15 protein-coding genes and 1 pseudogene are annotated in these 16,262 nt (G+C 56.0%); 8 read left to right on the top strand and 8 right to left on the bottom strand.

The features are described from left to right. Positions 1–63: 63 nt before the first annotated feature. The 4 genes from GHO42_RS07105 to GHO42_RS07090 form a co-directional block, all read right to left on the bottom strand. Positions 64–600, bottom strand: coding sequence for a hypothetical protein (locus tag GHO42_RS07105; RefSeq protein ID WP_153327446.1), 537 nt, complete (start codon positions 598–600; stop codon positions 64–66). Between the two features lie 67 nt (positions 601–667). Next, positions 668–1,303 (bottom strand): phage tail protein I, encoded by a 636-nt coding sequence (locus GHO42_RS07100; protein WP_153327444.1) that lies wholly within the window; start codon positions 1,301–1,303, stop codon positions 668–670. After that, the gene (locus GHO42_RS07095; protein ID WP_256670561.1) at positions 1,296–2,228 is read right to left on the bottom strand and encodes an ADP-ribosylglycohydrolase family protein; all 933 of its coding nucleotides are present in this window, start codon (positions 2,226–2,228) and stop codon (positions 1,296–1,298) included. The genes GHO42_RS07100 and GHO42_RS07095 overlap by 8 nt, the downstream gene beginning before the upstream one ends. A gap of 10 nt (positions 2,229–2,238) precedes the next feature. Further along, on the bottom strand, positions 2,239–2,496 hold the full coding sequence (locus GHO42_RS07090) for a hypothetical protein (RefSeq protein ID WP_060765568.1): 258 nt from the start codon (positions 2,494–2,496) through the stop codon (positions 2,239–2,241). A 119-nt stretch (positions 2,497–2,615) separates the two neighbouring features. Between GHO42_RS07090 and GHO42_RS07085 the strand changes: the two genes are divergently transcribed. Further along, positions 2,616–3,491 carry a WYL domain-containing protein gene (locus GHO42_RS07085; RefSeq protein WP_153327442.1) on the top strand — a complete coding sequence of 292 codons (876 nt, stop codon included), beginning with the start codon at positions 2,616–2,618 and terminating at the stop codon, positions 3,489–3,491. A 50-nt stretch (positions 3,492–3,541) separates the two neighbouring features. Here GHO42_RS07085 and GHO42_RS07080 read toward each other — a convergent pair whose 3' ends face one another. From GHO42_RS07080 to GHO42_RS07070, 3 genes are all read right to left on the bottom strand, one after another. Beyond that, positions 3,542–4,210, bottom strand: coding sequence for an ankyrin repeat domain-containing protein (locus tag GHO42_RS07080; RefSeq protein WP_153327440.1), 669 nt, complete (start codon positions 4,208–4,210; stop codon positions 3,542–3,544). Positions 4,211–4,255: 45 nt separating this feature from the next. Continuing rightward, positions 4,256–7,657: a TM0106 family RecB-like putative nuclease gene (locus tag GHO42_RS07075; RefSeq protein ID WP_153327438.1), complete on the bottom strand. Its 3,402-nt coding sequence runs from the start codon at positions 7,655–7,657 to the stop codon at positions 4,256–4,258. Positions 7,658–7,720: 63 nt separating this feature from the next. Further along, positions 7,721–9,202 (bottom strand): hypothetical protein, encoded by a 1,482-nt coding sequence (locus GHO42_RS07070; protein WP_153327436.1) that lies wholly within the window; start codon positions 9,200–9,202, stop codon positions 7,721–7,723. A gap of 220 nt (positions 9,203–9,422) precedes the next feature. Here GHO42_RS07070 and GHO42_RS07065 point away from each other — a divergent pair, with 220 nt between their 5' ends. The 7 genes from GHO42_RS07065 (at position 9,423) to radC (ending at position 15,531) form a co-directional block, all read left to right on the top strand. Further along, on the top strand, positions 9,423–10,070 hold the full coding sequence (locus GHO42_RS07065; protein ID WP_060766122.1) for a HEPN domain-containing protein: 648 nt from the start codon (positions 9,423–9,425) through the stop codon (positions 10,068–10,070). 255 nt (positions 10,071–10,325) lie between these two features. Next, a complete protein-coding gene (locus GHO42_RS07060) occupies positions 10,326–11,201 on the top strand; it encodes a hypothetical protein (protein ID WP_153327434.1) in 876 nt (291 codons plus the stop codon). A 378-nt stretch (positions 11,202–11,579) separates the two neighbouring features. After that, positions 11,580–11,852 (top strand): hypothetical protein, encoded by a 273-nt coding sequence (locus GHO42_RS07055; RefSeq protein ID WP_178114908.1) that lies wholly within the window; start codon positions 11,580–11,582, stop codon positions 11,850–11,852. 77 nt (positions 11,853–11,929) lie between these two features. After that, positions 11,930–12,898, top strand: coding sequence for a DUF932 domain-containing protein (locus GHO42_RS07050; RefSeq protein ID WP_150073205.1), 969 nt, complete (start codon positions 11,930–11,932; stop codon positions 12,896–12,898). An 80-nt stretch (positions 12,899–12,978) separates the two neighbouring features. Beyond that, entirely contained in the window at positions 12,979–13,983 is a 1,005-nt protein-coding gene (locus tag GHO42_RS07045) for a YqaJ viral recombinase family protein (protein ID WP_060765700.1), read from the top strand. A 78-nt stretch (positions 13,984–14,061) separates the two neighbouring features. Beyond that, positions 14,062–14,982, top strand: a complete 921-nt coding sequence (locus GHO42_RS07040; protein ID WP_060765701.1) for a hypothetical protein — start codon at positions 14,062–14,064, stop codon at positions 14,980–14,982. Positions 14,983–15,033: 51 nt separating this feature from the next. Then, positions 15,034–15,531: a DNA repair protein RadC gene (gene radC, locus GHO42_RS07035; protein WP_060765702.1), complete on the top strand. Its 498-nt coding sequence runs from the start codon at positions 15,034–15,036 to the stop codon at positions 15,529–15,531. A 500-nt stretch (positions 15,532–16,031) separates the two neighbouring features. Here radC and GHO42_RS26400 read toward each other — a convergent pair. Beyond that, positions 16,032–16,191 (bottom strand): annotated as a pseudogene (locus GHO42_RS26400) (methyl-accepting chemotaxis protein); the annotation flags it as partial. Between the last annotated feature and the right edge of the window lie 71 nt (positions 16,192–16,262).

The following is a 16,262-nucleotide window of genomic DNA, read 5'->3' as shown; positions in this document are numbered from 1 at the left end:
TTTGAACGGCTGCCGTTTTTTGAAAGCACCTATGGCTCAGCAGTCGAAAAATAGCGGCCTACTTCAGACCATCCCTAACTTGATGAATTGCCCGCTCTCAAGCTGCTTGGCAACTTCGCCGCTGGAGTAACGCTTTCCGGTGTCTAAGGCGACCCCTGCATTGTTCAAATAGACAATTACGTCATCGGTGGCGGCGGGACTTATTACGCCGAAGTACTGCCCCGATAGTGTGTTTTCTGGCAGCAAGCCGATGGCTGTACTGGCGTAGATCTTACCCATTGCGGTGGCGTACTCGGCGGCCAACTCGGCTCGATCGGCGCTCTGACCGGCCAAGGCCTGCGCATCTGATAAACCCACAACCAATGCACTAATTGTCGTGTCAGTTTTCAGCGTATCGATCAACTCTGTGACCGCCACATCAATGACCGCTTCGCCGTCAGACTTAATATCAGCGGATACTTGTTTAAGATTCTTTATTGGGCCTGTTGCGGTTTGAATATTTCCCGCGCCAATCGGATCATTAGAAAAGCGCTGGACAATGTCCATACTTTGTTCTGCCAAATCCACAATCACACCAAGCCGTTCCGCCTGATAGTCCATATGTATTTTCCTGTAACTTAAACACTGTCACCCAGCTTTGAATAACAGCGGTCTAGGAATTAAAAGATCAAACGCTAAAAAGTTTGGACATAAATATGTTACCGATACGGTTGTAATCTTTCGCAGCACTTTCCAACCGACTCAAATCCTCATCGCTGTACTGCAATTCAACGGAGGAAATAACCACTTCATCACCGGTGAGAATCGCCCCGCCCAAGAACAGCTCGCCGGTCGGGCTGTAGGTAATGCTCAAGCCCACCAGGTGCCGACTGATAGGCTTGGTATCGCCAATAATTCGTTCCAGCTCGGCCAGGCCTTTTTCAGTCAGGCCGCTATCAAACAACGCCAAGCTCATACTGAAAGTGCCCGGCTCGCCCATCGGCTCAAGCTCGTGCCATTCGGTGAGGTCTATGAGGTCGGCAAACGGTTCGACCACTCGGCGCAGCGCGCCCACGGTGCCTTTGCGCTTGTGGACCTCAAAAGAATCCCTAATCACCTTACGCTTGATCGTCTCTGACCAATCTGGATTCCAGCGATCGACACTGCGCTGGATAGCCAGCCATGGCAGCAATTCGAAGGGGCAGGTGTCCGGTGAAATCATGCGCCGCAGGACGTCCGGCAGATCCGGCTTCTCCATCGACACCTGAGCCAGCGCCTGCTCCAACGGCGTACGGTTCGACGGCAGCAGGCTGGCCTCACTCATCGGTGCCACCAATCACCACACTAAAGCCCATGCAGTTGGCCGCCTCGTTGTCCGCCACTACCACATCCTCGGACGGGTGGATCAGTTCCACACGCTGCACCCTCGACACATGCAGGGCGGCATGAATCGCCGAGCGCCGAATATCCCGTCCCAAACGCCGCTGAGTGTTGATATAGCGCTCCAGAGCAGCCTTGGCCTCAATCAGGCTCAGTTCAATTTCAGGGCCGGGATAGAGGTACAGCACCGCCTCGACCTGATAGTTGATCAAGGTACCCGGCGTTTGTCCATATTTGGCCAAGCTCTGAGTAAGCGCGTGCTCCAAGCTGTCTTGCCGATCGACAATGCGCTGGAGAATATCGGCAAACAACCCGGCCGCCAGGTAGCCCGTAGGATGTCCGTGAGTCAGGCGTCCTGACTGGGCAGCGTAGTCAAAGGCGTTTGCAAAAAAGGCGCAGGGAGCGACGCGCATCAAGGCGCCACAGCCTTTGCTGTTGTTCTCGGCAACTGCGCCCAGCCGCGGACTGGCCTTGAGTGCACCTAGGCAAGTAGTGCCAGGGGCACGCCGAGACCAGAGCTCCGATTGCTTGATCAGCCAGCCGTCCACGCCGATCGGCATCGCCGTAGGGTAGTCCTGGGTTATCAGCCAGCGCAGCAACGAATGGTGAATAATACTGGGGACGTGGCAAGTCCCTCGTGAGCTGCCGCACACATAAGCCCGCAGCAAACCTTCTGCGGTGAAAAGCATCATCTGCGTGTCGTCGGTGATGGCGCCGGTGGTACCGAAAGCAGGGGCAAAATCAACGATACCTTGTGGACCGAACTTAGCTTCAATTGCAGACCACTCGAGAAACTCCACTGCGGCGCCTAGCGCATCACCGACGGCGCCGCCGAGCAGGCAACCCTTGATCCGTTCAAGTCTGTTCATGTCCTTTCCCTTATCCCTCTGCAGGGATCAATTCCTGCAGAATCACCAGCTTTCTTTGCAACTGCTGGACGTGCTCTTTCTCGGCTCGCAACGCCGAACGCAGTTCGCGGTTTTCCATTTCCCAGATCCGCGCCCAGCGCACATTTTTTTGGCAGGCCATAGCCATCTGCCAGAGCTCACGCAATCTCAGACACTGATGCAATAACACCAGCAGGATTGCTCCCATCATCAGCAATGCACCCGTCGAAACCGCTTCCGACATACTCATCTCCACTTCCTTTCGTGACTTCAATTCATTTTGAAGATAGACACACGATATGTAGTGTTAAACGACAGGTCTAGAATGTAGACTTATACAGGTAAAGTATTCGCACACATGGAGAGGGTATGAAACGCAAGCAGTCCATTGAACAGGTCCGCTGGGACCTGGCACTTCGCTATCGTTTGATTGAGACCGTTGCCTGGTGGGAGGGCCGGTTGACCACGGGACACTTGATGCAGAGCTTCGGCATCAGCCGTCAGCAGGCGTCCAAGGACATCAACACCTACATCACAGAACATGCGCCTAAAAATCTTACATATGACAAAAAAATAAAAGGTTACGTGCCCAGCAAGACGTTCACGCCGATGTTCATCGACGACAGCGCCAGCGCCTATTTGCACCTGCTCTACCAGAACAACGAACGCGCCCCGCACATCGATGGACTCGCCCTGGCCTACGCCCACACCAAGGTGCTGGAAGTCCCGGATCGTCCAATTCGGCCGGAAGTCCTGCGCCCGTTGCTCAAGGCCTGTCGCGACGGCCTGCGCCTGGAAACCGAGTACGTGTCGCTCAATACTCCGAACGTGGAGATTCGCCTCATAGCCCCTCACACACTGGTCTACACCGGTATGCGATGGCATGTACGGGCTTACTGCGAGAAGAATGGCCAGTACCGCGACTTTGTACTCAGCCGCCTACGGGGGCAGCCGGATTTGCTCGACGAATCGCAGAATACTCGTGAGCTGGATGAAGACTGGAATACCGAGATACCCGTCATCTTTGCAGCCGATGGGCGATTGAACGCGGCGCAGAAGTCAATCATCGAAACCGACTTCGGCATGATTGATGGCCAGCTAGTGGTGCCCAGTCGCAGGGCGCTGGTGAAGTATGTATTGCAACGCTATCAGATCGACCCGAGAAACCAGGCCACTAACCCCGAGGCACAGCAAATCGTGGCAACCAACCTCAAGGAGCTGCGCCCCTGGCTCATGCATGACTGATCCTCAATCCTTTGGGCGAAGGCGTGTTGCCCCGAGTCGATCGCTGTCTGTCAGGCGTTTCGACTCGGCAACATCCATGTCCATCCGGCCGACATCTCGTGCCAGATACGCGCAGCGCTGATGCAGTTGTTGATCTCCCGGATCAGCAGTTGCTCAGCGATGTCGTTATGGCCATAGAGGATGGCCAGATTTCGAGCGGTATTGCCCTCGTTGTTCTTCGCGTTCATATCAAGTTCGAACATATTGTATTTGTCAGTGAAGTACTTGACGGCCTTGAAGTGGCCGTTTATTGCGAGCCAATGGATAGGCGTATTTCCGCCCACATCACGATGGTTGAGACTCCCGCCTAGCCGGAAACGCGTTTCAAGAGTTTTTATTTTTCCCTGCCTGGCGGGAAGATGCATGTATTTATCGTGCGGCATGAAGCTGCCGAGGCCTTTCCAGTCGCGCCTTTGCTTGTCCCCCACGGCACCGAGTGCCTCCAGCTTCTCGATCAGTGCGATTCGGTTCAGCCGATAGGCGATGTCCAGTGGGGTGTCCCCCACAAGATTCCGGTCATTGAACGCCAGCGGATCAAACGACGACAGATACTGCGTGTTGTCGAGAAGCACTGAAGCGTGCCAGTCCCCCAAGCCGAGCCCCTCCATGTCATCAACGCAAAAGCTCGTCGAGGCCAAAGCCTTCAGCAGCAGAGGAAGCAAAGCGGGCGTGTATGGCATTACTGTCTTCCCTGTTGCGGATAGATGACAAAACCCTTGATGGCACTACTCACACCGGGCGAGAGCATTGGCAGCCATCCCGTACCTGACAGCCATGCACAAACCGTTGACCAGGCTCATGTCGTGCGGAGTCAGGCAGCGTATGGCAGTCAGATCGGGGCTGGCGACGATACAGGCCAGCGATTTCGCCCGGCTGACGGCCACATTCAAGCGATTTTTCGAGTACAGGAAGCCAATGTCTCTGGGCAAATAGTCTTCATTCGAGGTCGCCATCGATACGATGACAATCTCCGCTTCCTGCCCCTGAAACTTATCCACAGTACCGACACGAGCGCCCGCTGGCAGCACCTGTTTCAACAACTGCACTTGCAGGTTATAGGGGGCTACTACCAGGATGTTTTCGATGCAGATCGCGTGCTCTACGCCCTTGTTATCCACATAACGCTGGCGCAAGAAGTATGCGTAAAGCTCTTGGACTTGCGCAGCTTCTTCGTCCGAACTCTGGCTGTTGCCATCGTGCTCCACAGGGCAAAACATCAGCCCGCTGTTCGACACTTCCGGTCGCTGGCCATCCAGTAACAACACCCGCTTCTCAGTACCGGACGCCGAAGAAAGTTGCCCTTCGTACACGGCTTGCGAAATGAACGAGCAAACGTTGGGGTGCATCCGCCAGGTTTGCGCCAGGAACACCCCACGATCAGGTGCGATTGTGGGCGTGCCATCCAACAGATAGTCGAGGATGGAATCGCCGGAGCGGCCCGGATGCACGCCTTGCACTGGCTGCGACAATTGCATCTGGTCACCCATCAGGACGATGTTTCGCGCAGCCAAGCCCATCGTGACCAGATTCGCCACACTCACCTGACCAGCCTCGTCGATGAAGAGGTAGTCCAGTTGCTCAGTGAAGACGGGGTCGGCAAATAGCCAGGCGGTGCCGGCCGTCAAGTTAATGTTCGGCCCCCAGGCGTCGAGGAACTCCTTTTTTTCCTCGATGGAACGGGTGCAGCGGCCGGTGAACACCGTGCCTTCGCCTTCCGAGGACTTTTTCAATCCCGTGAAAGTGAATCCCTCTTCTTGCGCACGAGATTCAACCGCCGCCAGTAGGTTATTGATGGCGTGGTGCGAATTGGATGTTATGCCGATGCGCTTGCCCGCCTTGAGCAAATCAACGATGACGTGCGAGCCGGTGTAGGTCTTGCCTGCACCTGGCGGCCCCTGAATAAACAGCACGCTGTGCTCGAGGTTTCGCACCACCTGTTTGATGGCATCAATCGTCGGCAGGCTTGAATCAACAAGTGGTGCACCCGGCTTAATGCCCTTCACCCGAGGAGCGCGTCGATGCAGAAAGTCTGCAACCGCCTGGAAGCGCTGTTCGCCGGCCAAGAGGCTGTCGGCATAACGGAACAACGCCTTGCGTAGCGAAGTAGACGGGATCGGCCTCCCGGGAATCATGTCGAAGTAATCAGGCGGTGCATTTCTCTCGGTAGCCTTGAATGTCGCCAGACCGTTGTCATGGTCCAGATTAACCAGCTGTACGCTGGCCAGGGACTCGGTGATGACGCCCTGAGAACCGGTACGCATTTTGGTTTCTTGTAGTTCGAAACTGTACTCATACAGATAAGACCGATTGATCGGTTCCGGCGGTGTTTTTGTACGCTGCAAACCGGCCAGACTCTCGATATCTTCCAGCAGTTCCTCGGTTGTCATGTCCTGACGGCTGAACAGCTGCCACCACGTCGGCTTATCTGCGCGGCGGTGGAAGTCGAGTAACTGGAAGGTGAGCAACTTGACCTGTTCCTCGTCACTCATGGCCTCTTCGTCGGTGCACATCCTCCCCAGCAAACGATCGCGATAATCTTCCAGACGAATCTCGATCTCCTTTTGCTCCGCCATGGACTTCTCGCTTTCGGCTTCAGACCCGAGAAAAGCGCCTGCATTCGACGGTTTTATTTCCAACAGCCAGTCACGCAGAAGATAGGTCGATAGCACATCGTATTCGTTGTAACGCTCGATCTGCTCAAGCAACGCCGACTCACCGGTTTCTTTCCACCGCTCATAAAACACGATGCTCGCGCCGGCATTGGTGACGTCGCCGTCGCGCTTGTCCATGTAAAAGTGCTCGATATTCTTGATCGAGTAGCTGGGCTCGGACACCCGGATCGCTTCGCGCACGACCTTGTACAGATCGATCATCTTGCCGTTGCGCAGCAACCAGTCCACTTGTGCTTCACGCGTCCCGTGCTGGCTCATCAGGCGCTTGATGGCCGTCTCTTCGTAGCTGGCGTAGTGGTAAATATGCGCGTCGGGGTAACGCTTGAGATGGCCGATGACCCAGTCGATGAACTGCTCGAAGGCGACCTTTTCTTCTTCTCGGGTATGCGCCCAAAAGGGTTTGAAGGTTTGCTGCCCACCCTCGTCGATGTAAAGACCGAAGAGGTATTCCAGGCCACCCTCTTCCAGCGGGTTGCCCTCCATGTCGAAGAACAGATCACCATCGACCGCCTTGGGCATCCGATAGAAACCACGCCGTTCACCCAAGACAGGCAGGAGCTCGAACAACGGGACATCACTGGAGCGCCCCTGGAACTGCAACCGCGCCTGATGCCGCAACTTGCTCAACGACTCTGTCTGCAATTTCGGGATGCGCAGGTCGTCGGGACTGTCCGCCAGTTGGTGCAATGTGGTCACGCCGGCACTCTGTAACTTCTTGATTTGCGAACGGCTGATACCCGCTACCGCCGAGAGGTGATCGTCCTGCTGTCGTTGTTCGTCGCAGCGATCACGCCAGGCACAGAACCCACAATGCCCGCACGGTTCGGGGTAGGTGACTGGCAGTTCGGCACTGTTCACGAACGCATCGAAACGCTGTAGCACATGTTCCAGATAATCGGCGTAGTCGGCCACCCGAAATGCCTGCTCGGTACGCGCAGCATCACCGAGTACGACGTACATGAACTGTGGCTGCACACCGTGGATCGAGATCAGCATTCGCGAGTAGAGCGCAACCTGCACAAGGAATTTGGCCTTGGCCGTTTTCGCCAGCTTGGTGTCGATAACCTCATAGCTGTGGTCGCCCAGCGCCGACGCTCGCGGCACTTTGCGCAGGAAGTCGGCATGGCCAATATAGGCGCCTTCCTGAAGCGACGCCTGGAAGATGATATCGGCGCCGGCCTTCATGGCCTGGATGGTAAGTTCCACCCGGCGCGCGAAACTCGGATTGCCCTCGGCGATGTCGACTACGTTGGCATTCTCGCTTTTGAGCCGCTCGAAAAAGGCCGCCTCGTGGGCCAAGCCCTTGTCCTGTATCAGTCGGTTCTGATCGCTTGCCGCGGCTTTTTCCATAGGCATGACAAGGTTCTGAAGGTCTAGAGCCGTCAGGTGCTGGCACTCAAGAAAACCGCAGATATCTGAGGCGGAGTACAGCTGAAATCCGTTTCGAGTTTGCATGGTCGCTTCCAGTCCGGTGAAGCGTCCAGGAACGCTTCACGCTGATTGAATGTCGTGTGTGAGTCAGGCGTCGAGCGAACATCCGCGAAAAAACTGCTCGAACAAGGTCGTTGGCAAATGTTGCGCATCGAGCAGGCCGAAGTGCTTGCCCACGTTGCGCCCCAACGCCATCAGAGTCTTGGCAGAGTTCTCGGTACCCGCATATCCGGCGCTCAAGAGGTAGTCGATGCGCTCTTTCTCGGTCGTCGCCCGTAGATACGCATTGCCCGTGATCAATACATCCACCAAACAGACACTTGCCCGTTCATCACTCAGGGTGAACGGCTCCAATGTCTCGGTTGCCAGTGCCGCACACAATCCATCCTTGCCACCGTCGACAATGCGTTCGAGCTCTTCGACCGGTCGGCCGAACAGGTCGAATTCCTCAATGGAAAACGCGAAACAGTAGCCCTGCGCGGTGGCACGCGTGAGCGGGTTCTCGTTACGCGGGTTAGTCACCAGCCATGCAACGAAGGACGCTTTATTGTCGAGCGAACCGCTGTGGCGGAAGGCCAGATAATCCTTCAGGACCTGACTGAAGGGGTGCCCGGTAGGCACCCAGCCAGTGCCATCACGTTCACTTTTCTGCGCATCCATCACTGGCGACGTTGCCTTCGGATCAGACGCCAGCGTCACACCAAAGCACCGCAGGTCATAGCCGAGCATAAAAAGGCTGGCCTCGAACGCGTGGCACCGCGCGGGCAGAGCCCCTTGTTCAGCAAACCAGCCGGTACGCTCGAGCAGGGCTCGGATAATCCACCCCAACCGCACCTGCCAACGTGCCCACGCGGCATAATCGATCGCCGAAAACTGCGGCGCCGCCAGTCCGTTCAAGAACGCTCCCGGGTTGCGGATCTGGCTGCCGCGAGCACCTCCGGACGGGAAAGCCAGCAGAGCTTTGCCGCTCCCCGTCCATTGCTGGCGAAACAGCGAATACAGCATGCCTATCGCTGCGCCGACGCGACTGTCATAGATGGGAGACCCCGACGGATCAAGCAAGGCGTGAATCTTGGTCAGGCCAGCATCGAAACGCTCGACACTGATCGCGTCGAGATCATTCAGATCATTGTCGCCGTCGAGCAACATGAGCCCGGCCATTTTTTGCAGATAGCTCGACAGCTCGCCCTTTGCGGCCAGCCGGTGCAAAAATGGAATGGCTCCCCGGACACCACCCCAACGAAGAATCTGCAAACACGCTTGAAGCGCTTGTTGTTCATCTCCCCGGTTGACCGCACTCGTCAGCCACTCGCTAAGTTGCCCTAGAGAACGCTGAGTTTCAGCCCAGGTTTGTGAATCCACCGAGCTTTGGTTGGTATCTTGCCAGCTTGCTTTCCAGCGATATTGCTCAAGAACCTGCTCGAAACCCTGGACATCAGCCGTTAAACCGCCCAGCACAAATTTGCTCGCCTTGAAGCGCAGCTTGAAAGTCAACGTCGGCAAGTTCACTGCAAGCCATGCGATGAAGGACTCAACTTCAGGTTGCGCCAGAAACTGTTCGCGCTTCATGCAGACCACCTTGCAGGTAATATCGAATGGCCATACCCTAAGCAAAAACAAAGCCTCCGTCCATGTTGTTTGTCCGTACAGGTAAACAAATGGAGCAGGTTCTCAGGCCCTGGATAGACACTTCTCTACCAATGCCTAGGTTTAGCCAAAATATATGTAAAGTTCTCAGACACTTCTATTCTGTCTACGTACTGCCCATGACCTCAAGGATCGGCACCCCATGGACCATCAAGCACTCAAGACCCGTCATCGCCAGGAACGTGAAAGTCATCACCCCAACCTCACCTTGCGTGTTCATCGGGCGCTGAGTTGGCTCAATCGTGCCGAGCAAGCTGACGATGTCGATGGGCGTTTTATCTTCCTGTGGATCGCCTTCAACTCGGCCTACGCCACCGATATTGACGAACAGTACCGCCTTTCTGAGCAAACCACGTTCAAGGCGTTCCTAGACAAACTCTGCGCGCTCGACGCTGCCAACCTGATCGAGAATCTGGTCTGGTCCGAGTTCTCTGGCAGCATTCGCGCGTTGTTGGACAACCCCTTCGTCTTCCAGAGCTTCTGGGATCACCAGAACGGCAAGATCAGCGAGCAACAGTGGACCGAGCGCTTTTCCAGTGGTCGGCGAGCAGCGCAGCAAGCGTTGGCCAACCGCAATACCCCAGCAGTGCTCGGCGTTCTGTTCAATCGAATTTATACATTGCGAAACCAGGTCATGCATGGGGGCGCAACCTGGAACAGCAGTGTGAACCGGGACCAGCTGCGCGACTGCTCAAACCTTCTCGGCAAGTTGGTGCCGGTGATTATTTTGCTGATGCTGGATAACCCGGAAACTCTATGGGGTGATGCTTGTTATCCTGTTGTTGCTTAGGTAGCCCACTTTCCAATCCTGCGAAGACAAACTGAGTGATTCCGCTTGCCGCTTACACTGAGTTGAAGTCATTCCCACGCATTGGAATGTGTGCGAACAACCAGCAGAGCCAATATTTAAGACAGTAGGATAACGACATCCTATTACCGTGTGGGGCACGACGACCAAGTCACAAACGCAGATGCCTGGTGAGGTCGATTCCCGACATGCAGCTCACTGGTTGAAGAAAAAACCCTCTTTCACTTCTTCCGGCACATGACCATACTTCAAGGCCATAAGCCATCACAGCTGCATCGGCGCGAACGCATCTCCAAAAATCGAGGCAACGGAATGAAATATGGAGCCGACCATGGCCTGGATGACATTCAAATCGAACAACGAAACCACCTGCTCGACGATATCCGGACCGGCCTGCGAAACTTCGATGAAGCCTATGCACTTGAGCTTCCACTGATGCGATTCGAAGGCCCCCTTGAACCCGGCCTTTCCTCTAACCTGGTGATCGTTGGCCCGCAGCCTGTCTATGATGAAGCCTGGGTTTATAAAACCCGGGATTTCATTCGAAACAACCTGATCGACCACCTCAGCAAGCAAATATTACGAAGAGTCAGCACACTTGACCGCCACGACTATTGCTTGAGGGGCAGCTCCTATGCCATTGCCCTTAAGCTTTGCACTACCCATCCCCTCAAGTATCGAACGGGCTTCGGTGATGAGCGCAGCGATTTCAGACTCGACTGCGACACAGGCAAGCTTGCCCTGACATTCAGCGACATTGTCGACCGTGTCTCCGAGGGGTATGAGCGCAACCACATGACCTACCGCCTGTGGAACGATAAATCTCTGGAACTACTGGCCCAATTCCTATTTTCCGGGGAGTGGGACAGCACGGTTTTCGAGGGTGGAGCCCTGTGGGAGGAACTGAGTAGCGAGGGGGAACCGGCCAGTCTTGAATCCTTCATCGAATCGGTCGATCAGACCATTTTCGACTTGCCGATGGAACGAATGACAGAAGCCAGCTTTCCAGACTATTCGGGCATTATCTTCACTGAGTACGTTCCTGCGGAGAACATGTCGCCAGCACAAAAGGAGCAGCTCTATCGGCAGTACGTCAACCTGCTTGCGACCTGAGACAATCGACTACACCATGACAAGCCAGCTCGCAAGGCCATTAAAACGAGCCTGCTGTTTACCGCCAGCAGGTCCACTTGTAAGGCGTGTTTTGCCAACCAATCGTTTGTGACGACCGATTTGATGACGGCCGTACTCAAAATACTCATGTAGATGCACCGACTTGACCACTCAATTGCATTCCCATAGACCCGCCAATTGCATTCGGGCTGATGCTGATCGCACTCAATTCGTCTAGCCATACAGCGCATCACAATTTGACTCAAAAAAAACATAGTCCTACATCACTGCCATGACATCCACCCCATGGAACTCAGAACCATGTCATTGCAATGTCCTCTGTGTAACTCCCCCAAGATCGCATCTTTACAAACGGCCATGAAGATTGGCGCAGCGGTTGGAACCGTCGGAGGAGCCGCTCGTGGTGCGAGCGCTGCACTGGCTGCAGGCCAGATGGGGGCTGCTGTCGGCGCTATTGCCGGCCCGCTTGGCATCACCCTCGGCACAGTCTCTGGTGCCATCCTCGGCGGGCTCGCTGGAGGTGCAGGCGGCTGCACCCTCGGTGCTCAGCTCGGCGAAAAACTCGATCGCCATGTGTTCGCCAACAACCTCTGCCTCGCCTGCAATCATCGCTTCAACCTACCAACCTAATCCTCTTACAACGTTCTTCGGCCAATGCTGCGCGAGCGCAGCATTTATGCCGGCACGCACCCAAAGGAATTACTCCCATGGCTCATCTCGTCGAACAAATGGCATACGTTGGCGCTACCCCTTGGCATGGTCTGGGTAACCGGCTGACGCAAAAGCAACCGCTCGAAGTCTGGCAGCGGGAAGCCGGCATGAACTGGCAGATTCAGGAAAGTCCTGTTCACTTCAAGGCCGACACTATCGGCAACCTGGGCACGATTCACGCCTTTCCGGAACAGAAGGTGCTATATCGCTCCGACACCAAGTCCCCCTTGTCGGTGGTTTCCAACCGCTACCAGGTCGTGCAGCCTCGTGAGGTACTGGAGTTCTACAGAGATCTGACTGAGGTCTCCGGTTATGAGTTGGAAACAGCTGGGATACTCAAAGGTGGCCGCAAGTTCTGGGCTCTGGCCAGGACCGGGCAGACAACCGTGCTGAAGGGGAACGATCAGGTCAATGGCTATCTTCTGTTAGCCACCTCCTGTGACGGCACGCTGGCCACCACCGCGACCCCGACAACCGTGCGTGTAGTTTGCAACAACACCCTGACCATCTCCCTGAACGGCGCTACCCGCGCAATCAAGGTGCCGCACAACACGCGCTTTGATCCGCAGGCCGTGAAGAAACAACTGGGCATCGCCGTCTCGCAATGGGATGAATTTATGTACCGAATGCGCGCACTGGCGGAGCGCAAGGTGCAGTGGCATGAGGCGATGGGCTTCTTCATGAATGTGCTGTGTGATGTGGCCCCCAATAGCAAGCTGCCGGAAGTGCTTCCGAATGAGCGAGCGCTGCGCAAAGTCCAAGGGCTGTACGAAGGCCAAGGTCGTGGAGCCACGCTTGAATCAGCTCAAGGAACTGCATGGGGCTTGCTCAACGCCGTGACGGAGTATGTCGATCACGAGCGACGCGCCAGGAGTACCGAATACCGAATGGACTCTGCGTGGTTCGGAGCCGGTGCAAGTATCAAAGAGCGCGCACTGAACGCAGCCCTGCAACTCGCCGCCTAGCCCCACTCCCCCTTCAACTATTAAAGCGCCTGGTCAGCTCCTGCTGGCTGGGCGTTTTTTATGCCGAACAGGAAATCATCATGGCTACGCAAACACTGCAAAACTCCAACGCCAAACCACGTCCAGCCTTGCGCCTTGTCGGTACCAAACAACTACCGCGTGAGGACTGGCTGGCCGTGCGTAAACAAGGCATCGGCAGCTCGGATGCAGCCGCCGCTGTAGGTCTTAACCCTTACAAATCCCAGCTGGAGCTATGGCTGGAGAAAACTGGCCGTGATACCTCACTGCCCAAGATAGATCCCAATGACGAAGAGAGCCCTGCTTACTGGGGCAACATCTTGGAGCCGATTGTCGCGACGCATTACACCAAGCGTAGTGGGCACCGGGTACGACGCATCAATGCCGTGTTGCAGCATCCTGATCCTAAACTGCCCTGGATGCTGGCCAACATCGACCGCGAGGTCATCGGCGCCGACGATGTGCAGATCCTTGAATGCAAAACTGCTGGTATCAACGGCGCACGCCTCTGGAAAGAAGGCGTGCCGGAGTATGTGCAGTTGCAAGTCATGCATCAGCTAGCCGTCACCGGCAAACAGGCGGCGGATGTGGCGGTACTGCTGGGTGGCCAACACCTGGAGATCCATCGCATCGAACGAGACGAGCAGATGATTACTCGGTTGATCGACCTGGAGCGGCTGTTTTGGGATTACGTGGTCAGTGATACCCCACCACCGGCCGACGGTACGGCCTCAGCGGAAGCCGCGTTGCGCTGCCTCTACCCCGAGGACAACGGCCAGACGCTGGATTTCAGCCAGCACACGGAGCTGGCCACCACCTACCTGGAGCTCAAGGCTGTTCGCCAGAGCATTGCTCAACAGGAGGAACGCGAGGCACAGCTCAAGCAAGTCCTGCAGCAAGCCATGGGCGCAGCCACCCGTGCCGAATTTACCGAAGGCTACATCAGCTGGAGGAAGGCCAAAGACAGTACCGGGCTAGATGTCGAGCGGATGCTCAAGGAAAAACCCTACCTGCAGATCCGCTACCCAAAGATCAAAACAGGAAGTCGTCGTTTCCTGATCGCCTGACTCTACCCACCGAACATAAACCACCTGGACCGTTTACATCCCGGTGGCTTTTTTATTTTCAGATCAAGGATAACCGCCATGCTCAAAGGTTTAGCGATCACCCCTCCAGTACTCGGACGTATTTCCATCGGCAAGGTCGTCGAGAAAAACGGCAAACGTCTGCCGGAGAAAGATGATCAGTTCACTATTACTTCGCAGGTACAGAGCCGCGACGGCTGGCTGCTGCACCCGCTCAATGAGGAACTGCGCAATGGCCAGGACGGCAAGCTGCGCAGCATTCCGATTCGGCTGCTGTTCAACGAGCCGGACCTCAACTTTCGCGCGGACTACAGCCTGTTCGACCGCACCACCGGCCGACCGCTGTGCGTCGGCAATGGTGAGACCTGCAAGCGTTTGACCAAGGACGGCATCCAGTCGCTGCCCTGTCCTTCACCAGATGGCTGCTCACTGGCCCAAGGCAATGCCTGCAAACCTTACGGCCGGCTGAACGTGGTTATTGGTGACGATGATCCTCTGGGCAGTTTTGTCTTCCGTACCACCGGGTTTAACAGCATTCGCACCCTGGCAGCGCGTCTGCACTACCTACAAGCCATCTCCGGCGATCGATTGGCCTGTCTGCCGTTGGAGCTGCGTCTGCGTGGTAAGTCCACTCGGCAGAGCCACGGTACACCGATTTTCTACGTCGATATCACGGCTCGCAGCGGCCTGAGCCTAGAAGACGCCTTGCTGGAAGCCAAGCAGCTGGACGAAACCCGACAAGCCTCGGGCTTTGACCAGAGCGCCTTGGATCACGCAGCCCGGCAGGGCTTTAACAATGGGGCCTTTGAAGACAGCGAGGAGGACACCGGTGCCATCGTCGAGGAGTTCTTCCCCGCCATTGAAAATCAGCCCAGCCCTATAGAGCCTCAAGCCCAACGGGCAGCGCCTACCAAACCCTCACTCGCCCAAAAGCTGGAGTCGCAAGCCACGCGGCACAACGGCAAGCCCACCGTCCAGTAACCGCGTTTCTCAATCCCCTTCGTTCTCACTCTTTCGGACAGGAATACCCACATGAAATATCACAAACTCATAGCCGGTGAAACCACCGGCACCTATGTCATGGAATCACCGGTCACCGAGGCCGATATCCTGCAGATGGCGCAACAACTGGCAATGAGTCGTCTGTCGAAAGGCCGGGCACTGACTGAGCCCAAGCAGGTCTTCAGCCACCTGCAAACACTGCTGCAGTACCACGAGCACGAAGTCTTTGCTTTGCTACTGCTCGACACCAAGCACCGGGTAATAGGCTTCAGGGAGCTATTCCGAGGCACCCTGGATGGGGCCAGCGTATACCCGCGGGAAGTGGTCAAGATCGCTCTAGAGCACAACGCCGCGGCCGTAATTATTGTTCACAATCATCCCTCCGGCGATCCTGAGCCCAGCCAAGCCGATCGCACGCTCACTGTCACCCTCAAGAACGCCCTCAACATGGTTGGTACCCGGATATTGGATCATGTCGTGGTGGGCCATGAAGGCTGCGTGTCGTTTGCTGAACTAGGATATTTGTAAAAAGATGGCTAACCGCCTCCATGGTTGCCTTTTGCTATCCCGAGGCCGCCACCGAGGCGGCTGGCGGGGCTTTATTTTTTCGTTAAGTCTGGTCAACAGACTGGATAACCCCAAAGTGCTGGCCCACACGCCTTTGAGACGATTGAATATGTTGTCCCTCCTGGGCTCGAACTTACACAGCGCATTGAAGGAATCGTAGTTCAACAGAGTCAGCCAGAACACCGGACCTGAATACATGCCCGTATATGGACTCCTCCCCATTGCAAGCCCCTTCGCGTTGGCACCCGTGGCCTCTTCGCCCAGGCTACAAGAATGGCGAGAAGGTTGGCTACAATGGGTCAGGCGCCCCCCCATGCAAGGAGAACGCCCGCTTGATCGACAGGGGATGAGCTCAGACTCAAACCTTGAAACGCCCCACCAACACTTCCAGCTCATGCCCCAGACGTGCCAGCTCGATGCTCGAAGAAGCGTACCGCTTTGTACGCCCGCCACCAGCTTTTCAATTTCTTCGGTGGATTGCTGGGTACGCAAGGCCAGGCTACGCACTTCATCGGCCACAACGGCAAACCCCTCACGTCCAGCCTCACCCGCCCGAGCTGGTTCGATGGCCGCATTAAGCGCCAGCAGGTTGGTCTGCTGCGCAACAGCCTTGATGACGTCCAGGACAACGCCGATTTTATCGCTTTGCTCCTTCAGATGGTTCACCGTCTCGGCAGAACTCCCACCTCCCG

Origin of the sequence: Pseudomonas sp. FSL R10-0056 (genome assembly GCF_009600105.1) — a bacterium.
Taxonomy (GTDB): Bacteria; Pseudomonadota; Gammaproteobacteria; order Pseudomonadales; family Pseudomonadaceae; genus Aquipseudomonas; species Aquipseudomonas bubulae.
The sequence above is the reverse complement of the archived record's forward strand: the minus strand, read 5'-3'. Positions and strand labels throughout refer to the sequence as shown.